The sequence below is a fragment of the Pseudomonas sp. Marseille-Q5117 genome (genome assembly GCF_946901175.1).
GTDB classification, from domain to species: domain Bacteria; phylum Pseudomonadota; class Gammaproteobacteria; order Pseudomonadales; family Pseudomonadaceae; genus Aquipseudomonas; species Aquipseudomonas iranensis.
In genome coordinates this window covers 387,377-412,094 of the sequence record NZ_CAMPPP010000004.1, presented here as the reverse complement: position 1 = coordinate 412,094, position 24,718 = coordinate 387,377, and the positions used below count along the sequence as shown (strand labels likewise).

14 protein-coding genes are annotated in these 24,718 nt (G+C 60.2%); 8 read left to right on the top strand and 6 right to left on the bottom strand.

Annotation, left to right across the window (positions count from 1 at the left end; translation table 11 throughout):
- Positions 1 to 400 precede the first annotated feature (400 nt).
- Both OC605_RS10265 and OC605_RS10260 read right to left on the bottom strand, forming a co-directional pair.
- Positions 401 to 2,812, bottom strand: coding sequence for a glucose/quinate/shikimate family membrane-bound PQQ-dependent dehydrogenase (locus OC605_RS10265; RefSeq protein WP_186569491.1), 2,412 nt, complete (start codon positions 2,810 to 2,812; stop codon positions 401 to 403).
- Positions 2,813 to 3,029: 217 nt separating this feature from the next.
- Positions 3,030 to 4,391 (bottom strand): carbohydrate porin, encoded by a 1,362-nt coding sequence (locus tag OC605_RS10260; protein WP_262136867.1) that lies wholly within the window; start codon positions 4,389 to 4,391, stop codon positions 3,030 to 3,032.
- 301 nt (positions 4,392 to 4,692) lie between these two features.
- Between OC605_RS10260 and OC605_RS10255 the strand changes: the two genes are divergently transcribed.
- Positions 4,693 to 4,923, top strand: a complete 231-nt coding sequence (locus tag OC605_RS10255) for a VF530 family DNA-binding protein (protein ID WP_042608309.1) — start codon at positions 4,693 to 4,695, stop codon at positions 4,921 to 4,923.
- Between the two features lies 1 nt (position 4,924).
- A complete protein-coding gene (locus OC605_RS10250) occupies positions 4,925 to 5,554 on the top strand; it encodes a Pr6Pr family membrane protein (RefSeq protein WP_262136864.1) in 630 nt (209 codons plus the stop codon).
- Between the two features lie 93 nt (positions 5,555 to 5,647).
- Here the strand turns inward: OC605_RS10250 and OC605_RS10245 are convergent, their stop codons facing one another.
- The gene (locus tag OC605_RS10245; RefSeq protein ID WP_262136862.1) at positions 5,648 to 6,436 is read right to left on the bottom strand and encodes a siderophore-interacting protein; all 789 of its coding nucleotides are present in this window, start codon (positions 6,434 to 6,436) and stop codon (positions 5,648 to 5,650) included.
- Positions 6,433 to 7,008, bottom strand: coding sequence for a PadR family transcriptional regulator (locus OC605_RS10240; RefSeq protein ID WP_024014184.1), 576 nt, complete (start codon positions 7,006 to 7,008; stop codon positions 6,433 to 6,435). Before OC605_RS10240 ends, OC605_RS10245 begins: the two co-directional genes overlap by 4 nt.
- A 494-nt stretch (positions 7,009 to 7,502) precedes the next feature.
- Between OC605_RS10240 and OC605_RS10235 the strand changes: the two genes are divergently transcribed.
- The 6 genes from OC605_RS10235 to OC605_RS10210 all read left to right on the top strand — a co-directional run bounded on the left by OC605_RS10235 (position 7,503) and on the right by OC605_RS10210 (position 14,432).
- A complete protein-coding gene (locus tag OC605_RS10235; protein WP_186569486.1) occupies positions 7,503 to 7,994 on the top strand; it encodes a CS1 type fimbrial major subunit in 492 nt (163 codons plus the stop codon).
- A gap of 112 nt (positions 7,995 to 8,106) precedes the next feature.
- Complete coding sequence (locus OC605_RS10230) at positions 8,107 to 10,629, top strand: CS1-pili formation C-terminal domain-containing protein (RefSeq protein ID WP_262136859.1); 2,523 nt, start codon at positions 8,107 to 8,109, stop codon at positions 10,627 to 10,629.
- Between the two features lie 4 nt (positions 10,630 to 10,633).
- Complete coding sequence (locus OC605_RS10225; RefSeq protein WP_262136857.1) at positions 10,634 to 11,854, top strand: hypothetical protein; 1,221 nt, start codon at positions 10,634 to 10,636, stop codon at positions 11,852 to 11,854.
- A 44-nt stretch (positions 11,855 to 11,898) separates the two neighbouring features.
- A complete protein-coding gene (locus tag OC605_RS10220; protein ID WP_186569483.1) occupies positions 11,899 to 12,642 on the top strand; it encodes a molecular chaperone in 744 nt (247 codons plus the stop codon).
- Between the two features lie 33 nt (positions 12,643 to 12,675).
- Positions 12,676 to 13,179 (top strand): CS1 type fimbrial major subunit, encoded by a 504-nt coding sequence (locus OC605_RS10215; protein ID WP_186569482.1) that lies wholly within the window; start codon positions 12,676 to 12,678, stop codon positions 13,177 to 13,179.
- Positions 13,180 to 13,184: 5 nt separating this feature from the next.
- Positions 13,185 to 14,432 (top strand): hypothetical protein, encoded by a 1,248-nt coding sequence (locus tag OC605_RS10210; RefSeq protein WP_316044651.1) that lies wholly within the window; start codon positions 13,185 to 13,187, stop codon positions 14,430 to 14,432.
- Positions 14,433 to 14,486: 54 nt separating this feature from the next.
- On the opposite strand, the gene OC605_RS10205 is transcribed toward OC605_RS10210, so the two are convergent.
- Both OC605_RS10205 and OC605_RS10200 read right to left on the bottom strand, forming a co-directional pair.
- The gene (locus OC605_RS10205) at positions 14,487 to 19,559 is read right to left on the bottom strand and encodes a dermonecrotic toxin domain-containing protein (protein ID WP_262136856.1); all 5,073 of its coding nucleotides are present in this window, start codon (positions 19,557 to 19,559) and stop codon (positions 14,487 to 14,489) included.
- 196 nt (positions 19,560 to 19,755) lie between these two features.
- Positions 19,756 to 22,893: a biosynthetic peptidoglycan transglycosylase gene (locus tag OC605_RS10200; protein WP_262136854.1), complete on the bottom strand. Its 3,138-nt coding sequence runs from the start codon at positions 22,891 to 22,893 to the stop codon at positions 19,756 to 19,758.
- Between the last annotated feature and the right edge of the window lie 1,825 nt (positions 22,894 to 24,718).

Below are 24,718 nucleotides of genomic sequence, written 5' to 3'. Positions count from 1 at the left end.
GACTGATCCGGGCGCAGCGGCTCCGGTTTGCTTCGCTGCACCTCCTTCCGCTGTGTCTGGCTGCGCCAGACGGTCGCTGCGCTCCCACGCCCGGATCAATCCCTCCACTCAGCCTTCCGACGTCGCCCGTGGATCAAAAGCAAGATCAAAAGCGTTACTCGAGCTTGCGCTCATTGTTGAGTGGGGCGGCTTCGCCGCGGGCAGCTGTGCTGCTTTGCTTTTCTGTGGGAGCGAGCCTGCTCGCGAATACGGTGTGTCAGGCGCCATCACTGGCGAATGTGCCGACGCCTTCGCGAGCAGGCTCGCTCCCACAGGTATTCGCGGTGCTTGCCAAATTGCGTACACAAAAAAGGCGATGTCCCTCACGGAACATCGCCTTTTCATTACCGCCAGCTAACGCTTATTCCGGCAGTTTGTAGGCAATGATGTAGTCACCCATCTTGGTGCCCAGCGAGCCGTGACCGCCGACAACGAGCAGCACGTATTGCTTGCCGTCCTTGCCGGTGTAGGTCATCGGAGTCGCTTGGCCGCCGGCTGGCAGGCGCGATTTCCACAGCTCTTTACCGGTATTCACGTCATAGGCGCGCAGGTACTGGTCGAGGGTGCCGCTGAGGAAGCCGACGCCGCCGGCAGTAACCATCGAACCGCCCATGCTCGGTACGCCGAGGGTGAAGCCGATCGGGATTGGCGAGCTGTCGCGGCTGGTGCCGTTCTTGCGTTTCCACACGACTTTGCCGGTGGTCAGGTCGATACCGGCGACGTAGCCCCAGGCCGGGGCCTGGCACGGTACGCCGAGTGGCGACATGAACGGGTGCATGATCACCGCGTATGGCGCGCCGGTGTTTGGCTGCACGCCCGAGGTTTCGCTCTCGCGTTTGCTGCCGGCTTCGACTTGCTCGCGTGGCACCATTTTCGAGACGAAGGCCATGTAGTTCGGGCTGGTGAACAGCAGTTGGCGAACCGGGTCGACCGAGACGCCGCCCCAGTTGAACACACCGACGTTACCCGGATAGATCAGGCTGCCCTGTTCCGATGGCGGGGTGTACTGGCCTTCGTAACGCAGTTCCTTGAACTGGATGCGGCACAGCATCTGGTCGAACGGGCTGGCGCCCCACATGGCTTTTTCGGTGAGTTCCGGGGCCAGCAGGTTGAGGTCCGAACGGGCCTGGGTCGGTGCGGTGTGGTCGCCTTTCACGGCGCCTTGCGGTACCGGGATTTCCTTGATCGGAATGATCGGCGTGCCGTCACGACGGTCGAGGACGTACAGGCTGCCCTGTTTGGTCGGAGCGATCAGCGCAGGTTTCACGCCGTCGGCAGTTTTCATGTCGAGCAGGGTTGGCTGGCTGCCCACGTCCATGTCCCACAGGTCATGGTGGGTGAACTGGTAGTTCCAGCGCACTTTACCGGTAGCCAGGTCCAGGGCAACGAGGCCGGCGCTGAATTTCTCGGCGCCCGGGGTGCGGTTGCCGCCCCATTGGTCCGGGGTCTGGTTGCCCAGTGGCAGGTAGACCATGCCGAGTTTTTCATCGACGCTGGCCAGCGACCACATGTTCGCCGAGTTGCGGCTGTAGGTTTCGCCCGGGGCCAGAGGCTCGGTGGCGTCCGGCTTGTCGCTGTCCCAGTTCCACACCAGGTGACCGTCGCGCACGTCGAAGGCGCGGATCACGCCCGATGGCTCATTGGTCGATTCGTTGTCGGTGACGTGACCGCCCATGATCACCAGATCACGGGTAATCGCCGCTGGAGAGGTGGAGTAGTAGCCGCCGGCGGTGAACGGGCCGATGCCTTGGGTCAGGTCGACCACACCGTTGGTGCCGAAGCCTTCGCAGATCTTGCCGGTGTCGGCGTTCAGTGCGATCAGGCGGGCATCAGCAGTTGGCAGGTACAGGCGACGCGGGCAGGCCTGAGCAACAGCCTGGCCGGCTTCGGAGATGACAGCGGAACCGGCGTTTTCAGACTTGGCATAGGCGGCTTCGTCGTAATACGACACGCCACGGCAGGTCATGTGGGCGAAGCCCTTGAAGCCGACCGGGCTCTTGATCTGTGGATCGAAGCGCCAGATTTCCTTGCCGGTGTCCGGGTCCAGTGCCAGCACTTTGCTGTGCGCGGTGCAGGCGTAGACCATGCCGTTGGCTTTGAGCGGGGTGTTTTCGTTAGTCAGCTCGACCGGGTCATCCGCAGTTGGCAGGTCGCCGGTCTGGATGCGCCAGGCTTCCTGCAACTTGCCGACGTTTTCCGGGGTGATCTGCTTGAGCGGCGAGTAGCGGTCACCGAACTCGGTGCGACCGTAGGCTTGCCAGTCGCCATCCGGCATGGCCGGTGCGGTGCTGGTCATGTCCGCGCTGTCGCGGCCCAGTTCACCGAAGGTTTCGCCCGGGTGGGTGAAGAGGCTGGCCAGAGCGGTAACGCCGGCCAGGATCACCGCGACGGTCAGGCCGCCAGTGCCGATTTTCGCCGGGCCGTTGAGCAGCAGCGGACGACGGAACCATGGCAGCAGCATCACGAAGCCGAGGACAAACCACAGCGCCAGACGCGGCACCAGTTGCCACCAGTCCAGACCGACTTCCCACAGCGCCCAGACGGTGCTGGCAAACAGCACGATGGCGTACAGGCCCAGCGCCGCGCGGCGGCGCATCAGCAGCAGGATGCCGGTCAAGGCGATACCGATGCCGGCCAGCAGGTAGTACAGCGAGCCGCCAAGCGTGCTCAGCTTGATTCCCCCGGCCAGCATGGCCAGGCCCATCAGTAGAAGCAGGATGCCGAGCAGGGCGGGTAGTAGCCGACCCCGGCTCGAAGCACTTTCGGTGCTCATAGTGTGATTCTCCGTGACGTTTATGTAGTCCCGCGCTGTAGTCACTTTAGATGACGATTTGGCGCAGGCATGGTTCAGATAAAAACTTGTTCGGCTAACGAAATGCATTCCTGTGGGAGCGAGCCTGCTCGCGAAAGCGGTATATCAGGCAACACTGCAGCGACTGACAGGCCGCCTTCGCGAGCAGGCTCGCTCCCACAGGGGCTAACTGTGATCTTTAGAACGACGACTGGATCTTGATCCCGCCGATCAGGGCATCGTCGACGTCGTTCACGCCACCGGGGTGGCGGATGTATTGCAGGTTCGGGCGTACGGTCAGCCAGTTGGTCACGTGCACGCCGTAATACAGCTCGGCGCTGTATTCGGTGTCCTGCGGTGGCAGGAACGCCGGATTGTCGTAGTCATAGACGGCGTTGGCGCGGTTAGTCATTTCGGCGTTCTTGCGATAGGCCGGGTTGACGTGCACACGAGCGAGGGCGAAACCGATGTCGTCCTTGGCGCGAGCATCGAACGGACCTTTGTAGGTCAGGCCGGCCTGCACGTAGTTGTCGATGGCATTGGTTTTCTTGTCATGCATCGTCGCGTTGGCGAACAGGCTCAAGCCGCGCGAGTGGTCGCTGGCGATACTGGTGACCTGCTGCTGCACGCCCAGCCACACGCCGTGCTTGCTCGACGCGCTGCGATAGGCTTCGCCGCTCAGCGCTGCCGGCTGGTCGTTGCGGTCTTTGTAGACGTCAGAGGCCTTGGCATTGCTGTAGTAATAACCGGCGCGGTATTCGCCCGGCAGGCCGTTGAGCTTCGGCGTCCACACCAGTTCGACCGGCAGGATCGCGCCCTGGGTGCCGCTGCCGCTGAGTTTGAAACCGTTGCCGCGATCGAGGTTCGACGGGTTCTGCTCGTAGGCGCCGATCTGCGCGTACAGCTCCGGCGTCAGGTGATATTTGACCCGCAGCGCCCACTGGCTGACCGGCCAGTTGTACCAGATGCCGCCGACCCAGTTGCCGACCTGCGAGCCGCAGAACGCGAGGTTCTGGAAGTCGCAAGGGAAGCTGTTGAAGTCTTCGCCTTCGCCGAAACGGCCGACCTTGATGTCGAGCTTCTGATCGAAGAATTTCTGCTGATACCACATCTGCGTCAGGCGCGTGGTCTGGCCACGGCCCCAGACTTCCTGGGCGGAAGTGAAGCCGCCAACGCGTGGATCGTTGATGCGGTCGTTGCTGATGTTGTTGCCGCTGCGCTTGGTGATGGTCAGCTGAAATTCGGCGTCGTTCCAACCGAGGATCTTCTCCAGATCCAGATGGGTGCCGAGGCCGAACTGGTCGCTGTAGCGGGCAGTGCGGTCGTGGTCGTAACCGCCGTGCAGGTTGCTGCCCATTTCCCCGGTGTAATCGAGTTTGAAGTCGTAGCCTTTTTCCGCAAGTTCCGTGCGCGTGCCGTTCCAGTCACCGAGCATGTACGGTGATTCACTGTCGAACGCGGGGGCTGCGTTTGCACATGTGACAAGACCGAGGGCGGTGCAGCCGCCAAGGGTGCGCAGGGCAGAGATAGCGCTATCTCGGGAGAAAGAAAAATCAGGCATGGAGAAGTCTTTTTTTGATGTTTTTCGAGTGCAGGCCGAGCGCTTCAGATTGTCGCAGGCAGTGAAGCGTTTCAGCGGAAGGGCGGCAGGATAATGATCTGTAACAAATTGAGAAAGCGCTTTTGCAGACATGCAGCGTTTCGGATTCGGTAACAGTGCGGCAAACGGGCGCATTGTGGGGCGGGTCACAGCCTGCGATCTTCCCGGGTTGGCCTACATTTGCAGGAAGGCCTTCCACCGGCTCAGCCCCTCGGCTAAGGTGCGCGGCTTTACGCATTTCCACTTCGCCCAGAGGCCCGGCATGAACGAACAAACCCCCGATCCGCTGCACGGCGTGACCCTTGAACAGATCCTCAATGCACTGGTCGCTCACTATGAGTGGTCGGGGCTGGCCGAGCGCATCGACATCCGTTGCTTCAAGAGCGATCCGAGCATCAAGTCGAGCCTGACCTTCCTGCGCAAAACCCCGTGGGCGCGGGAAAAGGTCGAGCGCCTGTACGTCAAGCTGATGCGCACCAAGCGACCGCTCTGAGATGGGCAGCGCGAGGCGCCGACGCCTGATCACCGGCCTGGCCGTGTTGGGCTGGGCAGGGCTGGCAATTCAGCTGTACCTGATTCTCTTCGCGCGATTGAGCATCGGCGCCAGCCTGCTGGGCGGACTGGTGAGTTTCTTCAGCTACTTCACCATATTGACCAACACCCTGGTGGCGACGGTGCTGACCTGCGCCGTGAGCGAGCGTCAATCCGCCGCGCGGCGCTGGTTTCTGCAACCGTGGGTCAGCAGTGGCATCGCAGTGAGCATCGCCGTGGTCGGTCTGGCCTACAGCATCCTGCTGCGGCACTTGTGGCACCCCGAAGGCTGGCAGTTTGTTGCCGACGAATTGCTCCACGACGTCATGCCATTGCTGTTTCTCGGCTATTGGTGGCGCTGCGTCCCCAAAGGCACGTTGCGCCTGAGGCACCTGCCGCTGTGGCTGATCTATCCGCTGGTGTATTTCATCTACGCCTTGCTGCGCGGGCATCTGCTTGGCGCCTATGCGTATCCGTTCATTGATGTGGCGGTGCTGGGTTATCCACAGGTGCTGGCGAATGCCGGGGGGATATTGGTGGGGTTTGTGCTGGTGGGGTTGCTAGTGATTGGTCTGGATCGATTTCGGCCGTAACGATCAAAAGATCGCAGCCTTCGGCAGCTCCTACATTTGGAATGCATTCCCCTGTAGGAGCTGCCGAAGGCTGCGATCTTTTGCTTCTCGGATTTACTCTTCCTCGGAAGAGCCTTCCGCGCGCCAGTAGCCGACAGCCTTGATGAACTGTTCATCCAGCCCATGCTCATCGATCAGCACCCGGCGGATCTGCCGCGAGACCTTGGTCTCGGTCGCCACCCAGGCGTAAAGATTGCCCTTGGGCACCTGCAGTTGTTTGACCGTCGTCAGCAGGTTGTCCTTGCCACCTTCGCGCAGCACCCAGATCACATTGAACTGCGCCGCGCTTTCCAGCACTTGCTGCTCGGCACCGTTTTCCACTTCGATCACCACCAGTGCCTTGCGATTTGCGGCCAGACCTTCGAGGCGGCGGGCGATGGCGGGGAGGGCGGTTTCGTCGCCGATCAGCAGGTAGCTGTCGAAGATGTCCGGCACGATCATCGAACCGCGCGGCCCACCGATATGCAGAAATTGCCCGGGCTGTGCCTGCTCGGCCCAGGTTGAGGCAGGGCCGTCGCCGTGCAGGACGAAATCGATGTCCAGTTCCATTTTTTCCAGATCGTAACGACGCGGTGTGTAGTCGCGCATCTCGGGCATCGGCCCGTTGTCCTTGCCGGCGCCCAGTTGCATCGTCTCCAGCGCCGCCGCTTGTTCGGCGTTCTGCGGGAACAGCAGTTTCACGTGATCGTCGCTGCCCAGGCTGATGAACCCGGCCAGTTCCGGCCCGCCGAGGGTGATGCGGCGCATGCGTGGAGTCAGCTCGGTGACGCGCAGCACTTGCAGCTTGCGCCGTTTGATTTCGTGCATCACGCGGTGAATGGTTTGGTTATCGGCTGCAGTCATTCGGCTTTCTCCGTGGCAGGTTGAACGGCAGGGCCGTCGACGATGGCTTTGGCGGTGTCGTTGAGCAGGTCGCGTACGCGCAGGATTTCCTCGGCGCTCCAGCGGCCGTGGTGCAGTTGCAGGGCATGACGCAGGTTGTGCACCGCTTCGTGGATTTCCGCCGGACGATCATGGCCGCGCAGCGAGCGCTTGCTGACGTCGATACGCATACGTACGCCGTCGAGCGCCACCGCCTGTTCACTTAAAGACAAACGACCGGCATCGGTCACGCTGTAGCGTTTTTTGCCGGCCTCGGCGTCACCTGCAATCAGGTCGCTCTCTTCCAGAAAGGTCAGGGTCGGGTAGATCACCCCGGGACTCGGGCTGTAGGCGCCGTCGAACATGCCTTCGATCTGGCGGATCAGGTCGTAGCCGTGGCACGGCTGTTCGGCGATCAGCGCCAGCAACAGCAATTTCAAGTCGCCGGGGGCAAAGACTCGCGGGCCACGGCCGCCGCGCTCGCGACCGGGGCGTTTCTCGAACCCGTCGCGGCCATCACCGTGTTCGCGGTGGGGGGAATGATGGTCTCTCATTAGCTTCTCTCTCGTCGTGTTTAGATACAACTTAAGATATATCTTAAGCATCATGCAAGACGTTTTTTTCCTCGACCATGCTCCAACGGACGAGTGGTCCAAGCCAGAAACGGCTGAAAAATATGATTTGCCCACGAAGTTAAAGTGGTGACCTTGAAGTTAAAGTTATCGCTCTAGTTGTGCTTGATTATATATTCTAATTTTTCGCAAGTTGCCGCGTTAAAGCGGCTAAGTTGCTGTATGGTTTTTGCCAGATAACTGTATGTAGTCTGTAACTTACAGCGAATGTTGCAAGTATCTGTTTTTTGTTCTTTTTTCTTGCGGGGTGTGAGGCTGTTGAACTACGCGTTTGTCGGAAGTTGCCTGCTTACATTCCAGAGGCAACAGCCGATGATGCTCACCGTTGAAAGTTCAAGTTGATCTGCCAAGTGTTGAACAAGCGGATTATGAACTTTTGATGACACCCCCTTATATAAGCAAACAGGTACTGAACGATGTTCAAGAAATTCGCAATCGCTGCTCCTCTGGCTCTCCTGGCAATGACCTCCACCGGTGCCTTCGCTGCGGGCGAAGCTTCGCACTCCATCAGCCTCGTCGCTCACGTGCCGACCAACGGCTTCTATGTCGTGCCAACCGATCCGGATCTGGTCAACAAGGACCAGGACATGAGTTACCAGCCGACCACCGGCAAAATGGCTGATGTCAACGGCTTCTTCGACGTGCGTAACAATAACGGTTCGGTACACGCCAGCCTCGAAAGCCTGCCGAAACTGGTCGCCGGTAATACTTCGATCGACCTGCAAGTGATGCTCAACAACAAGGAACTGACCCTGACCCCGCAAATGGTCGTGGGTGAGTCCGAGTCTGACGTCAACTACCGCGCACCACTGAAAATCTCCGCCAAGGGCAGCAACTTCCAGCCGGGTGACTACACCGGTTCCGTGGCGATGATCTTCGACGCCGTACCACCGGTTGGCGGCAACTGATCGACTGATCAGGTTCAAAACGCTCGCTTTTCACGCGTGCGTCAACCGGCGGGGCAGGCAGTGATGTTTGCCCCGACGGACTTTCATTGTCAGTCAATCAGAGTACGAGTTCATGTTCCCGATGACCCCCATCGCGGCTGCGCTTGCGCTGTTGTTTTGTGCCAGCGCAGCCGTCGCACCCAACACCGCCGGTACGACGCCACGCAGTTTGCTTGCGCAGGCCAAGGGCTTGCCGGCGGATTTCGAGGAGCATTTCTTTGATGTGCCGCTGGCGGTGCGGGTCGAAGTCGACCAGCAGCCGCTGGGTGAGGCCATGGTGGTGTTGTCCCGCGATGATCGCATCACGCTTCTCGAATTCACCGACACCAGCGAAAACCGCTTCGGCCCGGCCGAGCGGGAAAAATGGGCGAGCTATTTCAAATCCGGCGTACCGCTTGGCGCATGCAGCGGTTCTTGTCCGGATCAGTTTTTGGCAGTGCACTACAACCTGGAAAGCTCGCTGGTTTCTATCGCTACCGAAAACGCCGAGCGCGACGTTGAGGCCAAGCGTTATTACCAACAACCCAGCGGTGGCAGCAGCGGCCTGATGGTGCGCAACCAGCTCAACCTCAATGGTGGCCAGGATCAAGACCTCGGTGGACGCTTTGGCCTGGAGGCCAGTTCAAGCCTGGGTAACTGGAGCCAGACGCTTAATCTGCAAATGGCCCGGCTTGGCGGTCCCGATGACAAGCTCTATCACGCGGTGCATGAGCTGCACACCCAACGCGAACTGCAAGGCAGTTTCTTTCGCCTGGGCTATTTCACCCCCAATTCCGAAGGCCTGACGCGTCAGCCGCGCACATTTGGCACCAGCCCCGACACGGCGGTTGGCGTCATGTACGGCAGCTCCGACAGCCTGGCGATCAACAGCCCGATGCCCAGCGTCTACCCGATCTATGTCACCGCCAACCGGCAAGGTTCGGTGGAGATCTGGCGCGACGGCCTGTTGATCAATACCCAATCGGTGCCGGCCGGTCTGCAGACCCTCGACACGCGACCGCTGCCTGGCGGCATCTATGAAGTGGAAGTGCGTCTGATCGAAGACGGCCAGATCACCTCCACCACGCAGGAGTTGGTGTACAAGCCCAACAACTGGCGCAACCTCGATGAACGCTGGCGCTACAACCTGTTTGCCGGCGAAGAAAGCAAACTGCTGAGCAACTGGGACACGCAATCGAGCGGCAGTCCCACCGCTGGCGCGGCGGTCAATTACCTGCTGCACCCGCGGGTGATTGTCGGCGCTTCGGCGCGGCAGATCCGCGAAAAACTGCAGTACGGTACCTCCATCGACTGGACGCTGGCCAACCACCTCAGCCTGTACGCCAACGTCTACAAGACCGAGGATTACGGCACCGGTCTCGACTTGCAAAGCCTGTACAACTACGGCGCGGGCAGTCTGGTGATCAGCCACAACCGCAGCTGGCTCGACACCACCAACACCTACGACACCTTGCCCGACGGCACACGTGTGCGGCCGCGCAACGTCTTTGTCGGCCAGACCAGCAATTCGTCGCTTGCGCTCAACCATCGGCTGAGCAGCAAGAGTTCGGTCAATGCACGGGTTTCCCACAGCGAAGGCAACGTCGAAGGCATGGGTGTGGACCTGGGATGGACCCAGCGCACCGTGCTGCTGGGGAGCGACGCGAGCTGGCGTCTGTCGGTTTTCGATCGCCCCGGCAGTTTCAGCAGTGGCGATGCGCGAAATCGCGGGGTCGACCTGAGCGTCAACCTGGCCCTCGGCGCACCCGGCCAGCAGCTCACCGGCAGCATCGGGTCGCGCACGGCCCGCGATGGCAAACGCGACAACAACGCCTCGCTCGGCTGGCGCAAGGAGTTGAAAGACCACGTGCTGCAAAGCGTTTCGGTGACGGCGCTGACCGACACCTATGGTTTGGGCGTTTCCAGTCTGGCCAACTTCCGCACCGATTCGATCAGCGGCGATGGCTTCGTTCAGCGTTCGTCCTACAACGGCAATTTCACTGGCGGCCTCAACCTCGACAGCACCCTGGTGGTCGGTGGTGAGCAAATGCTCGTGACCAGCCAGAGCGAAGTGCGCGGTGCCGGGATGATTGTCGATGTCGAGTCGGACATCGAAGACATCGTCCTGCGCGCTGACGATTACAGCGGCGGTGGCACGGCCTTGAAGCCGGGGCGCAATTTCATTCCGATCACTGCGTATCAGAACAGCTCGGTGAGTTTCGACTTCGAAGGCAACGCTGTGCCGGCCGCCACCATCGAACCGGCGCGCACCCGTTATCACTTGAACAAGGGCGGCGTCGAGTACCGCAAGATCCGCGTGATGAAGACGCTCACCGTGCTCGGCCGCCTGGTGGACGGAAAAGGCCAGCCGCTCAAGGGTCACCACGTGATCAACCATGCCAGCCGTGGCGTGACCGAAGTCGACGGCTTCTTCTCGATGGAAATGAACGCCGGCTCGCCAACGCTGGAGGTGCGTCAGGGTAATCAGTTGTTGTGCCAGTTCCGCCTCAACGAGGCCGACCATCGCAGCGAAAACAACGTGCTGATGATCGGTGATCTGCGCTGCACGCCGGACACGTTGGCCGATGTTACTAACAGCGAACAGAAGGCGGGTTGAGGCCATGAAACGACTTACAGCAAGTTGCGGATTGGCACTCGCACTGAGCATGCCGGCGGCGCAGGCGGTGAATCAGGAGATTCGCGCGATGTTTCAACCGGATCCTTCGCAGCCGGGCAAGAATCTGTTCGTCAATCAGACACCCAATAGTGGGTATTGCGTGGCTTATCCGGCGCAGTGTGCCGAAAGCAACATGTTCAGCATCGAGGTGCCGGTTCGTTACACCTCACAACGCAACCTAATCCCGGGTGATGGTATCTCGGTGCAAGTCCCCGCCAATTGGCGACGGTTGACGGTGACCAATCGAGATACCGGGGAGACAGAGGTTGTCGAGGTACGCATAACGGGCATCGGCTCAACCTTTCACTTGAGCGAGAGGGCACAGGATCTCGCAGGGATTGAAAACAAGTTCCAGGCTCACGACCGACTGTGGACGTCCAACGGTTGGGTTTATGCCGGGCCGCCTTGTCGCAACAGCCCGGTGAGCGGGGTCGGCGACAAGACTTACCGATTCTTCTGGCATACACCGGTCGAGTCCACTTGTATCAAAACCGTCGCTTTGCCGATTCCCTCGATGTGGTTCGAGAAGCTCGATTTTGCCTATGAACTGAAGACGCCCAATCCGCTAAGCATGTCGAGCGGTCTGTACACCGGATCGATCAGCTACTCCATGGGCCCCGGTGGCGATTTTCATATGGGGTACATGATGTACCCAGACGACAACAACCTGACCCTTGATTTCACTCTCGATGTGCAGCACACCCTGAAAGTCGACATTCCACCGGGCGGCAACAACGTCACCCTGGAACCCGTCGGTGGCTGGGCGCCGTGGCTTGACAGTGGACGCAAGCCGACGCGAATTTTCCGCGATCAGTTGTTCTATATCTCGGCCTCGTCGCGCTTCAAGGTGCTGATGCTGTGCAATTCAACGGGTGGTACCGCCTGCAAGATGGGCAGTCAGGAAGGTAACAGCTCGGATTTTGAAGTGTTCATGAGCTTGCCTGCGGGCATCTCTGGCCCCGGCGGGCCTGGCGCCAATGTCACCCGCCACCCCTTGCGGTTCAACGTCTGGGCCGGACCGTTCCAGCCAGGCCTGTATGTCGACCGCAAGCCCGGCACATTGCATTTCGAAATGACCCCGTTCGCCATCGATTTCCTGCTCAGACCCGGCGTCACCGACAGGCTGCGCGGTAACGTCACCGTCATCTGGGATTCGGACGTATGAGCGCTTCAGTCAGAACATTTTCCAAACTCGTGGAGTTGAAACCGATGAACCGCAGTTTTCTGCTGAGCCTGCTCAGCGTGTTTTGTCTGACGGCCCAGGCCGGGCCGCAGATCAATGTCGGCACCGTGTACGACTACCTCGACGCCGACAAAAGCACCTATCTCAAGCGTGTATTCAACAGCGGCGACGCCACCGCGTTCGTCAAGATCAATGTGCTGGAAATTATCTACGGTGCCGATGGCAAACCTGAAGAAATCCCGGTGCTCAACGCCGCCGACGGCGCCTCGCGCAACGGCCTGATGGCCAGCCCGGCGCGATTGATCGTGCCGGCGCAGGGCATGCAAGGCACGCGGTTGCTGTACATGGGCGAACGTGACCGCGAGCGTTACTTTCGCGTGCGCTTCGTACCGGTAGTGCCGGAGAAAGAAGACGACTTCGTGGTCAGCGGCGAAGAACGCGACGACTACAAGAAATCCCTCTCGGCCGGCGTCAACGTGATGACCGGGTTCGGCACGATCTTCTTCGTCCGGCCCAGGGACGCGCGTTTCAACACAGCGATCAATGAAACCGACAGCCGCTATGAACTGAGCAACAACGGCAACACGGTGATCATCGTCGACGAGTTCAAGAGCTGTTCGCTGAGCAAGGAAAGCGACTGCGGCGCGACCACCAAACATCATGTGCTGGCCGGCAAGTCATTCGCCTTCGACAAAGAAAAGGGTCGCGAGTACCGCTTCTTCCTGATCGAGGGCAATGACAAGAAAACCATGAAGATCGCCAGCCGCTGACACGGTTTTCCACTGACGCATCGGGTAACCAAAATGATCAAGCAATGCACTGCCCTTGTGCTGCTGGCCGCTGCCGGCCTGAGCGGCACCGAGGTCTGGGGCGCGAGGGAGGAGCACACGTTCGAAGTGTCGCTGACCATTCCCAGCCGCCCGTTTTATGTAATACCGGCAGAGCCGGACTGGATTCACCGGCCGCAGCAACTGTTTTGGGATTATCCCAAGGCCACGCTGGGCAGCCTGGTGAAGAATTTCGACGTCCGTCATGACAGCAGCGCCATCGATGCGCGTCTGCTGCTCGACCCTTATCTGGAAAATGGTCGGCCGGGGGAAATCATCCCGTTACGTGTCACTTTCAACGATGTCGAGTTGAGCTCCTATGTGATCCCGCGTCAGGTGCTCTCGAAGGAAGAGGCTGCCACCGGTAAGCGCGTAGCGCTGAAAATCGAGCCGATCGAACCCCAGGGTGGCTATCGATCCGGGGATTACTACGGCAACGTGCTGCTGATGTTCAGCGCCAGCACACCGAGCGCGGAATGACCGTCATGAACTTAAAGTCACTGGCCCGTGGAAAGCTGAAGAAAATGAGCTGGGGGCTGTGCTTCCTGCTGACGTTGGGCATGGTCGAAGCGCACGCGGTCAACCAGGAAATCCGCGCGCTGTTTCAGCCCGATCCTGCGCAGCCGAGCAAGAATCTGTTCGTCAACCAGACGCCCAACAGCGGTTATTGCGTGTACTTTCCGGCGAAATGCGCAGCCGCCGACATGTTCAGTATCGAGTTGCCGGTAAGCCACGATTCCAATCGCGCGCTCGTCGCCGGTGACGATGTCTCGGTAAAAGCCCCCGCCGACTGGCGACGGCTGACAGTCATCAACCAGGACACTCAGGAAACGGAAATCGTCGAGGTGCGCATCAGCGGCATCGGTTCCCGATATGTCCTGAGCGAGGCCGTGGCAAGACTCACAGGAGTGGCTCACCCTTCGGGCCACGACGTACTCTGGACGTCCCAGACCGGTTGGCTCTATGCGCCGGCGCCTTGCGGCAGCAGCTTTTTGTCCAGCTACACCGCCAATGCCTACCGGTTTTTCTGGCATACACCGGTCGAAGCGTCCTGCACCAAAACCGCCGCATTCCCGATTCCGTCGATGTACTTCGAAAAACTCGATTTCGCCTATGAGCTGCGCACCCCTAACCCGTTGGGCATGTCGAGTGGTCTGTACACCGGCTCCATTTCCTATTCCATCGGGCCGACCGGCGATTTTCAACTGGGGTCGATGATGGAGCCGGACGACGGCAACCTGACCCTGGATTTCGTCCTGGATGTGCAACACACCTTGAAAGTCGATATCCCGCCGGGCGGCAACCATGTTGTGCTGGAACCCGATGGTGGCTGGCAGCGTTGGCTGGAAAGCGGCCGCAAGCCTGTGCGGCTGTATCGCGACCAGACCTTCCTGATTTCCGCATCCTCCCGATTCAGCATGAGAATCGAGTGTGAACTGGACCTGAGCTCCGGCTGCGGGATCGTTGATCGTGAATCGGGATACGCTGGCCAGGTCGATGTCAGTGTCAGCCTGCCCAATGGGTTGAACGACAGCGTCGGCCAACCGGTCAAGCGTTTCCATTTGAAGCACGAGGCCAGTGCTGCGTTTCAGCCGGGCATCTATGTCGACCGCAAGCCGGGCACGTTGCATTTCGAAGTCGGCCCTTCGGCGACCAATTGGTTGATCCTCAATGCCAAGGGCCGGCCCTATACCGGCAACATCACGGTGATCTGGGATTCGGAAGTCGATTGATGAGCGTGCCGCCCGACCAGCGATCAGGGCGCTGGCCGGGCTGAACAAGCGCTGTCAGAGGCCGGCCCTGCCCAGCGCTTCACGAGTCAGGGTTCGGCTCAGCTCGTTGCGGTCACGGGTGATTTTTTTCCGCCATTTTGTGTATTGCGCGTCGGTCATCGCTTCGCCGCTCAGTACGTCTTCATGCGCTATACCCAACAGATCGGCGAGGCGCTCTATTCGTCGCTGTAAATCGTTTCGTGGCGTACGGATTTCGTTGCCGGCCCATTCCGCCTGGGCGCTACGCAACGCATTCAGCTGCGTGTATTTTTCCTCGAACAGGCGATGATTATCCTGAAAACGCTCGGGGCAGGTGTCGATGAGATAGTTTTCCCAGAACCTGTCCGAATCCAGATCTATCATGCCGTTGATCAGACCATTACCTTGTTCACGCTGGATGATCCTCTGATAGGCAGCGTCGAGTTTTGCCTGCGTTACGCCGGCGCCGGGCTGATCCGGCATGCCCGGCGATTGCCAGGGCAAATCGAGACGCTCGCCAAGACCTGTTTCGAAAGCCCGATGGACCTGTGTTTCGTCCGGAGCCGGCAGGTGCGGATCGATCAGATGCTGCTGTTGCTGGCGACTGACCTCCATGGTCGCCTCATCGCTCACCCGGTCGAGCCGCGCCGCACTGCGCGCCAGGCGAACCAGTCGGTTTTCCAGCACGCTGGGCGATGTCGACTCGTTGCAGGCTTTGGTAACCAGTACTTTGAGCCCTAGCGAATTGAACAATCGGGCGCCGAGATCGCCGCCATCCTTCGGCGAAGCGGCTTGCCTGAAGAGCTGTTCACGCAGGCGGTCGTCAAGCGCGGCGGCGTCGACCATTTCCCAGACCCGTGCGGTCAGGTTTCGCCTTCCTTGCTCCGTACGGTAATCCGCCGTCTCGCGCTGCTTGCGGATTACGCTGAAAAAACCTGCCGAATCGGGCTCGTTCATCAAATCGTGCCAGGATTCTTCGCGGTATTTGCTGTGTGACGCCGATTGACTGAAGCCGGCCGAGTCTTGGGGAAACAGCTGCCAATGGCTGATTTCATCCTGCGCTGCTTGCGAGTAGCGCTGATCGAAGCTCAGGCCTGTGGATTCTCGATAACGTCCCAGTTGCACCCTTTGTTCGTTGGTCAGCCTGGTTTTGTCGAAACGGGCTCGGCTGACCAGTCGCGCCTGGTCGGATGCGAGTTCGACCTGCGGCAGGCTATCGATCGGATTGCCTCGCATGTCGAGCATGAAACCGCGCGGGCGTTGGACGGTTTGTCCGTTGGCTTCCAACAGCCCCTGCGGCCAGTCGCGGATACGGGTATTGGCCAGGTTCAATTCAAGCAACTGATCCATGTTTCCCACGTCCGGCGGCACGCGTAGCGGATTGCCGTTGAGGTTCAAGATCCGCAGGCGAGCGAGGTCGTCAAGCTGCCTGGCGGATGCGAAGGACAGTTGAATGTTGTTGTCGGCCAGATCCAGCACTTCGAGCCGATTCATCCGGCCCACGTTCGTGGGTATTTCCTGCAGTTCGCATCGACGGGCGCTCAACTGGCGCAGATTGGGGAAGCTGCCCAACAGGCCGTCGGGGCTGGCTGAGAGTTGTGTGTTATCGAGCTTCAGTGCGGTGATCTGTTCAAGGAACCGGTTCATTCCGGGGCGCTGGCGCAGGTCGCGCCACCAGGGTTCAAGATCCGGCTGCAGCATCTCGGACGACAGGTCAAGCGTATAGCCTTGCTCAGGATGGTTGCTGTGTTCATCGAATATCTCGCTCCTGCGCGCGAAGCATTCCTTTAACCGTTGCTCGATGTGGAGGCCACCTTCGCGTACGTATGCGGCAGAGATTCCGGTCTGTTCACCCGAAGCGTCAATGTCGGACGGATAGCTGTAGCGCCAGTTCTCAAGGGTCGCGTCGAGTGTTTTGCGCTCACGCTCCAGTCTGGTAATGGCGGCGTCGGTCTCGCCCTTCTTCTCAAGTGCCTTGATGAAGGTCGCGATTTCCCGGTCGTTCAGTTTCGGGTACAACTGCCTGAGCCTTTGCTCGGGGGTTTTAGCCTCCCATGGCCAGCCACGCACCAGCAGTTCGGTTTCACGGGGCACCACCGCGCGAATCGGCGGTTCGGCCAGCGCGCTGCGGCGTTCGGCAGGCAGTGCGCAGTTGTCCATAAGCCACAGCTTCAAGGCGCTGCCCTGGCCGCGAGCATAACCGAGACCCGACAGGACTTCGTCCGGTAAGGCGCGCAGGACCGAGTCGTGGAAATCAGCGCCGTCGTGCAGGCTGCGGCCGTTAGCGTCGCGCACCTCGTAGCGGCCCATTTCGTTGCGGATCAGGCGCCGCACCGTGGTCGCATCTTCCGGGCCGACGCTGCAGCGCAGCGGTCCCTCGGCGCTGCCGTCCAGTACCTCGATACGCAGGTCGGCAAAGCTGTCGCTGTGGATTTTCAGGGTGTTGAGCGCCAGCCGTTCGGTCTGCGCGGTCAACAGGTCGTCGCGAAAGAAGCCTTCGTAAGCGCGCGTCGCCGAGGCTTCGAAATCCAGTTCACGGGCTTCGGTTTTCAGGCGCAGGGGTAACCGTTGCTCATCGTGGATTCGCTGCAATTCTGCCGGGCGCGCCTGGGCCACGACTTTTTCCGCCAGCGGCAGTGGCAAGTCGGGAAACGTTTGCCTGATCACCCGCAGCTCGCCGTTGCCGCCGCGCTCGCCGGCCTGATAAACATGCTGAACGACTTCGTTGCGGCGCTGATTGACCGCATCGGCGAGCAGGTTGCGCAAGGCAGCCACACGTTGCTCTGGGGTAACCATGGGGCCGAGCAGGTTGTTGAATTCCTCGTCACGCAGAAAACCGGCGACCCGCTCCGGCAATCGGCCGGCGGTGAGATCGGCGAGGCTGATGCGCAGAGTGTCGGCAGGCGCGGCCAGCGGGTTGCCGTATTTGCGCGAATACCCTGTCAGGTCCTGGCGAGCGAATACTTCCAGCGCGCGCGCGGAGGGCCAGCCGGGCAGGCCGGTCAGCATCGGCTCCAGCCACACCGATTCGCCCGCGATCGGTTCGCCTTTGCGGATTTTCAGCGTGGCATCGAGCACCTCTTCATGGGCATCGAAGCGCTTGACCGTATCGGCCAGCAGCGGCGGTGGCGGGCTGTTGTCGGAATGCATGCGCCGCAGTTCATCATGGGTGGTGCCGCTGCTGCGGCGGATGTTCTCGCGTTGCGTGGGCGAAAAGCGTTCGACGCTGTGGCCAAGGCGCTGCATCAGCTTGGCATCCGGCCAGTCCTGCGGGTTCTCCGCTTCATGCAGCCAGGCACCATGGCCGTTGTGCTCGGCCTTTGGCTGATAGGCGTTGGTGCGTTTCGGGTGTTTGATCCGGTGGGCTTTACTGGCCGGATCGGCTGAAGCTTTTTTCACCACATAGAGCTTGTCGTCCAGCGGCAGGATGCTGCCGCGTTCGTGCTGATGCAGGCCGTGTCGGTCGGGCTTCGACTCTGCCGACAAAGTCAGGTCGTCATGTGCATAAGGCGCCAGGTCGCGATGCCACAGGCTCGCTTTGCCATCGGGCAACTTCACCGGCAGCATGTCGTCGACCAGCGCTGACAGCTTGACCTTGAGCACCTCGCCGATCTGCGCGCCGGCGCTGAACGCGGCCAACTGGATGACGTTGGTCACCACGCTGATGACATGCTCGGCGGCTTCCTCGCCAAGGCCTTCGGCCAGATCGACGACCCCTTCTATCACCTCAGTGGTCAGTTGCAGTGCGGTGTAGACCATCATCACCTCGCCCAGCCCCGGTACGAAGGGGGTGGCGATCAGCAAGACGGTTTCGGCGATTGTCTCAAGGATTTTCAGGAAGTTATCCCACCACTTACTGCGCGCCTTGCTGTCCGCGTCGGCGGTGGACACGGCAATTTCCCGCGCATCGTTAAGGATCTTGTTGAGCTTTTGCTGATAGCCGTAGCGCCAGTAATTTTCCCGAAACGGTAAATGGCGAAACTGCAGCCGCGGTTTCTCCACCGCCACTTTGCGCCATGGCGGGCGCTGATCGGTGGGGTCTTCGCGTGGGAAATAACGCACCGTGAACAGACGTTGCTCCAGTTCAGCGAAAAAATGTCCGCGTTGCTGTTGGTCGACGAACTGGCTGAAGAACTGGCGATAGGTCTGTCGGGTCGCCTCGCTGAAGCGGTTGTCACGCAATTGGCGTATCAGCTCTTCCTTGAAATCGACGAGCGAGTCGTAATCCTTGAGCGGGTGGTCGGGATCATGCGGGATGTACGCTATTGCCCGACGCTTGCCGCTATCCTCACCGGCGCCATACAACATCAGCGATACGCCGGTAAGGCGGGTGCCCAGCAGGGAAAGATCGCGAAAACGCACCGGCCAGCCGGCGAGCTGCGGCCTGGTCTGGTTGCCGATCAGATCGAACAGCATCGTGTGCGCATCAAGTCCGAGGTCGCCCTTGAGCAAGGCCACCTGCGCCGCGACGGCCAAAGCGTCTTGCTGGCTGGCGATCACTTTGGCTTGCAGCGCCCAATGGGAAAACGTATCGGCGGGCAGCAGCAAGCTTTCGAGATGCGTCTTGTACTGCGCGCCGATATCCAGATCACGGCACAACTGCTGAAACTGACCGATGGACATTTGCCGATAAATCGGCAGCGTATCGAAATGGCCGTTTTCGTTGGGTTTGGTAATGTACGACGAGTCCGGATCAGCGTCTTCGTCACTGGCAAAGTTATGCAGTGCAGCATCCAGCAAAGACACGGTGCGAGCGCTTTCGCCCTCGCGGTAGAGGCGTACCCAAGTGAGCTGCACGTCAAGGTCGAGGCCATGCCGCTGTTTGATTCTGGTCTTTAGCAACGGCTCGGCGAAGGCATACAGGTCGATCTGCGCCATGAGATGGTCGACAAGGTTCTGCGACTTCCAGGCCTTGAGATTGGCGGCGGAGAGATTCGCCTGGGTGCCGGCACCCAAGGCGGAAAACCATGGCTCGATTTTCATTGGCGCGTTCGCCAACGCTTTGGCCCGTTCAAGGGACGCGTTTTTGAAGGGCGCGCTGACGGCGGATTTGATGAACTCGTAGTGCCGGCCTTTTTCCGTTTCGGCGAGCGCGGGAGTGAGCGACATTGGCCAATCATCCTTGATTGTTATGGGAGCGATCAGCCTACTGACACAAAGACAAAACAAAAGCGCAAAGATCGAAAGGCAAACGCCTCTTTCGGCGCTGAACCCGACGAATATTCGAATCGGAAAAATGCAGGAATACCACCCGCCGCGCGCCAGTCATTTCACACCGAAGCGGCGCTCTTCAGCACCGCTCCGCTTACCGGTTGGCGGTCATGCCGGAGCGGACCTGAGCCACGCTCGCGGTTTGCTTCGGCCGGCATTGCGAGTCGCTGCCCGGTTGCAGGTACGGCGTGAGAATCGGCGCCATGCCTTTGAGCACCTGCGTAGGCAGGGCCGAGGTGAACTTGAAGTTCTCTGCCGAGCGCCCCGGTACGAACGCGGTGAGCGTGCCGAAGTGGTGGTCGCCAATGTAGAACACGAAGGTCGCCGTGCGGTTGATCGACTTCGAACTGATGATCCGTCCGCCGGACCCGATCGCCGCGATGCGGTTATCCCCAGTGCCGGTCTTGCCACCCATGGCCAGCGGCGTGCCATCGGGCAGTTTGAAACTGCCGGACAGCCGTTTGGCGGTACCGGCATCGACCACTTGCGACAACGCCTCGCGCATGGCCCGGGCGACTTCCACCGGCATCACCCGTTTGCCCACGTGCGGGTCGTTGACCAGTCTGGTTTCGTACGGCGTATCGGCGGCGAAATGCAGGCTGTCGATGCGCAACGTCGGCATGCGCACGCCGTCATTGAGAATGGTGCCGATCAGTTCCGCGAGCGCGGCGGGACGGTCACCGGAACTGCCAATGGCAGTGGCCAGTGACGGCACCAAGTGATCGAACGGGTAGCCGACTTTTTGCCAGCGCTGATGAATGTCGAGGAACGCTTCGATCTCGAGCATGGTGCGAATGCGGCTGTCGCGCGCGCCTTTGTGTCGGCTCTTGAACAGCCAACTGTAGACTTCCTGGCGCTCGAAATGGCTGGCCTTGACGATCTCGCTGAAGGTCGCTTCCGGGTGATGCAGCAGGTAGCCCATCATCCACAGATCCAGCGGATGGACCTTGGCGATGAAGCCCTGGTCCGGCAAATCGTAACTGCCGGGGCCGTAGGCATCGTAGAGGCGGATCAGACGATCGTCGGTGAGTTTCTCCTTGAGCCTGGCGCCTTTGAGGTGTGCGCGAACAAAGCTGTTGAAGTCTTCCTGGCTGGCATCCGGCAACAGATAACGGTGCACCGCCGCCATGCGAATCGGCGTCGGGCGGATGCTGTCGAGGAAAGTTTCCAGGCGCGCCTGAGTGTCCTTGTTCTTGTACTTCTTCCAGAACTTGAGCAGGAACGAGGTGCCTTCACGGTCAGCAAAACTGGCCAGGTATTCCTGGCGGCGGGGGTCGCGGTCATCCTTGAGCAATTCGCCGTTCGGGCCTGAGTAGGTGGTGTAACGGACGATGTCGCGCATCAGCCGAATGAACGGCAGGTTGATCGACTCGCGCAGCGAATCGCGCAGGGTCGGCAGGCGACCGTTGTCCTCTTTGCGGAAGTTGTTGAATCTGTGCAGGCCGCCGCCGGTGAAAAACGCCTCGCCCGGGCTGGCCGAGTATTTGCGATCGAGCGCGGCGCCGAGCAGCTTCGACAGATCGTGATCCTTGTTCTGGATCAGGTAGTCGATGACCCAGCGGCTGAGGCGATCCTGATCCGGCACCTCGACTTTTTTCAATTCCGGCCCGCTCATCGCGCCGTATTTGTCGTGCAGCTCGGCGACGATTTGCAGGTACGTGGTCAGCACACGCATTTTCGCCGTCGAGCCGAGTTCAAGCTTGCTGCCTTCGTTGATGTCGAACGGCTGATCGGTGCTGTCGGTCTGCACGCGCACCCGCGAGCCGTCCGGGGTCAGTTCGAAGAGGGTGAAGCTGTAGCGCACTTGCGTGGTGCTGGTCGGCGTCAGCAGGCGTTCGCCGAGCAGGCCGATCTCTGCTGCGTAGGCCGGATCGGCGAGTTTTTTCAGATAAGCCGTGGCCTGCGTTTGCAGGTCGCCCTGCAGGGTGCTGGTGGCTGAGAGGTCGAGACGATCGAGGTCGTAAAGCGGCCGGTTGAGCATGCTCGCCAGGCGGCTGCGGGCAACGCTGATGCCTTTGTTGGTTTCGATCGGCTGCATGGTTGGCTGGGTCTGCCAGTCACGGTACGACACGGTGCTTGCCAGCGCGGCGTCGGCCAGAGCGCTGTCGATCACACCGTTCTGCTTGAGCAGGCGCAGGTGGCTGTCGGTGAGGCTGGCCAATTCCTCGCGGCCCTTGGTCAGGTAATGCGAAGGACGGCGCTGGGCGATCATCAGCGAAAGCATTTCACGCAAGGCCAGGCCTTTGGCGGCCATGGTCTGGGGGTCGGTCTTCGGGCTGTTCAGTTGCTCGTTGGCCTTGTTGAAATCACTGCCGTACCAGACTCGCAAACCTTCGGCCATGCCGTGCACTTCACCGTGGCCGGGTACTGCCGAGAGCGGCACGCTGTTGAGATAGTCGCGCACGATGTTCTGCCGCGAACCGAGGGTCTGCGGGCCGTCCTGATAGGCGCGCACGCTGGCGGAAATCATCTGGCGGATCTTCTCCGCGCCCGACACGGTCAGGCCATCGGGCGAGTGGCGATACTTTTCCAGTTGCGTTGCCAGGGTACTGCCGCCGGCCGATTGCCCGGGCAGGCGCAGCAGTTTCGCCACTTGCGACCACGCCGCCATGCCGAAACGCGGCCAGTCCACCGCCGGGTTGGCCTGCGGTTGTTTCGGGTCGAGCAGAAAGCGGTTTTCGATGAACAGCAGGCTGCTGACCACCACCGGCGGAATCGCCGCGAAGTCGGCATACAGTTGCTGCGGATAGTTGTATCGATACAGCGGCGCGCCTCGGCAATCGGTGATCGACAGCCCGGCCTGGATCTTTTCCGAATACGGCACGAACAGGCCTTTGTCGGTGTAACCGAGCAGGGCAGGGGAAAAGCGTGTCTGCTCGGTGATCACATAGTTGCGCTTGAGCAGGCGCGGCAGGAATTCATCCAGCGAGCTGTAACCCAGGCGCAGATCGAACGGCCCGTTGCCCGGATAACGAATCGCTTCGCTGGGGCCGGGTTCAAGTTTGTAGGTCAGCGAAGCGGCGTACTGGCTCAGCTCCCGCGCTTGAAAGCGCGAGGTGCGCATTTCCTTGGACGCAGCGAGTCCCACCACCACCGCAATGATCAAAAACAGCAACCAGAAAGCCTTCCACCCGTGCCGGTTGCGACGGGGTTTTTCAGGGACAGGCGCTTCATTCACACGTTCAGTCTGAACCACGGTTTTACTCGAATCGGTTTGCCACAAAGCGCCCATAGTCGACTGATCCATTCACGCAGATTGATCGGACTTGTCTGAAGCTTAGACGGTGGTTGAAGCCGGTGAAAAAAATGTGCAGAGCGGAGCCGGCGCTTTATCTGAATAAAACTGGAACAAACACTGTGGCGAAGGGATTCATCCCCGCTGGGCCGCGAAGCGGCACCAAAACCTGCCAACACGGTTTCTACAGGCCCACCGCGTGTGAGCAAGTTGCGACTGCTGCGCAGCCGAGCGGGGATAAATCCCCTCACCACAAGGATGCTGTTCACATTCAGGGATGTTGTCTGTGTTGAGGAAAGGATTCAGGTGGCTAACAGATTTATCAGTCATGCAGGAACTCCCTGTGGCGAGGGGATTTATCCCCGTTGGGCTGCAAAGCAGCCCCAAAACCTGCCTCCACGGTTTATGCAGGCACACCGCGTGTCAGCAAGTTGCGACTGCTGCGCAGCCGAGCGGGGATAAATCCCCTCACCACAAAAATGCTGTTCGCATTCAGGGATGTTGTCTGTGTTGAGGAAAGGATTCAGATGGCTAGCAGATCTATCTGTCATGCAGGAACCCCCTGTGGCGAGGGGATTCATCCCCGCTGGGCTGCGAAGCGGCCCCAAAACCTGCCACCACAGTTTCTACAGGCACACCGCATGTAAGCAAGTGGCGACTGCTTCGCAGCCGAGCAGGGACTCCCTGTGGCGAGGGGATTCATCCCCGCTGGGCTGCGAAGCAGCCCCAAAACCTGCCACCACAGTTTCTACAGGCACACCGCGTGTGAGGAAATGCCGACTGCTGCGCAGTCGAGCGGGGATAAATCCCCTCACCACAAAGATACTGTTCACATCCCGGGATGTTGTCTGTGTTGAGGAAAGGATTCCTGTGGCTAGCAGATTTATCAGTCATGCAGGGATTCCCTGTGGCGAGGGGATTCATCCCCGTTGGGCTGCGTAGCAGCCCCAAAACCTGCCAACACGGTTTCTACAGGCACACCGCATGTGAGCAAATTGCGCCTGCTGCGCAGCCGAGCGGGGATAAATCCCCTCACCACAAAGATACTGTTCACATCCCGGGATGTTGTCTGTGTTGAGGAAAGGATTCCTGTGGCTAGCAGATTTATCAGTCTTGCAGGGACTCCCTGTGGCGAGGGGATTTATCCCCGTTGGGCTGCAAAGCAGCCCCAAAACCTGCCACCACAGTTTCTACAGGCACACCGCATGTAAGCAAGTGGCGACTGCTTCGCAGCCGAGCAGGGACTCCCTGTGGCGAGGGGATTCATCCCCGCTGGGCTGCGAAGCAGCCCCAAAACCTGCCACCACAGTTTCTACAGGCACACCGCATGTGAGCAAGTTGCGCCTGCTGCGCAGCCGAGCGGGGATAAATCCCCTCACCACAAAGATACTGTTCACATCCCGGGATGTTGTCTGTGTTGAGGAAAGGATTCCTGTGGCTAGCAGATTTATCAGTCATGCAGGGATTCCCTGTGGCGAGGGGATTCATCCCCGTTGGGCTGCGTAGCAGCCCCAAAACCTGCCACCACAGTTTCTACAGGCACACCGCATGTGAGGAAGTTGCGACTGCTGCGCAGCCGAGCGGGGACTCTCTGTGGCGAGGGGATTCATCCCCGTTGGGCTGCGTAGCAGCCCCAAAACCTGCCAACACGGTTTCTACAGGCACACCGCGTGTGAGGAAGTGGCGACTGCTGCGCAGCCGAGCGGGGATTCCCTGTGGCGAGGGGATTTATCCCCGTTGGGCTGCGAAGCAACCCAAAACCTGCCAACACGGTTTCTACAGGCACACCGCGTGTGAGCAAATGGCGACTGCTGCGCAGCCG

Coding starts and splice junctions, on each gene's coding strand:
- OC605_RS10265 (WP_186569491.1), bottom strand. CDS start 2,812: ATGAGCACCGAAAGTGCTTCGAGCCGGGGTCGGCTACTACCCGCCCTG.
- OC605_RS10260 (WP_262136867.1), bottom strand. CDS start 4,391: ATGCCTGATTTTTCTTTCTCCCGAGATAGCGCTATCTCTGCCCTGCGC.
- OC605_RS10255 (WP_042608309.1), top strand. CDS start 4,693: ATGAACGAACAAACCCCCGATCCGCTGCACGGCGTGACCCTTGAACAG.
- OC605_RS10250 (WP_262136864.1), top strand. CDS start 4,925: ATGGGCAGCGCGAGGCGCCGACGCCTGATCACCGGCCTGGCCGTGTTG.
- OC605_RS10245 (WP_262136862.1), bottom strand. CDS start 6,436: ATGACTGCAGCCGATAACCAAACCATTCACCGCGTGATGCACGAAATC.
- OC605_RS10240 (WP_024014184.1), bottom strand. CDS start 7,008: ATGAGAGACCATCATTCCCCCCACCGCGAACACGGTGATGGCCGCGAC.
- OC605_RS10235 (WP_186569486.1), top strand. CDS start 7,503: ATGTTCAAGAAATTCGCAATCGCTGCTCCTCTGGCTCTCCTGGCAATG.
- OC605_RS10230 (WP_262136859.1), top strand. CDS start 8,107: ATGTTCCCGATGACCCCCATCGCGGCTGCGCTTGCGCTGTTGTTTTGT.
- OC605_RS10225 (WP_262136857.1), top strand. CDS start 10,634: ATGAAACGACTTACAGCAAGTTGCGGATTGGCACTCGCACTGAGCATG.
- OC605_RS10220 (WP_186569483.1), top strand. CDS start 11,899: ATGAACCGCAGTTTTCTGCTGAGCCTGCTCAGCGTGTTTTGTCTGACG.
- OC605_RS10215 (WP_186569482.1), top strand. CDS start 12,676: ATGATCAAGCAATGCACTGCCCTTGTGCTGCTGGCCGCTGCCGGCCTG.
- OC605_RS10210 (WP_316044651.1), top strand. CDS start 13,185: ATGAACTTAAAGTCACTGGCCCGTGGAAAGCTGAAGAAAATGAGCTGG.
- OC605_RS10205 (WP_262136856.1), bottom strand. CDS start 19,559: ATGTCGCTCACTCCCGCGCTCGCCGAAACGGAAAAAGGCCGGCACTAC.
- OC605_RS10200 (WP_262136854.1), bottom strand. CDS start 22,893: ATGGGCGCTTTGTGGCAAACCGATTCGAGTAAAACCGTGGTTCAGACT.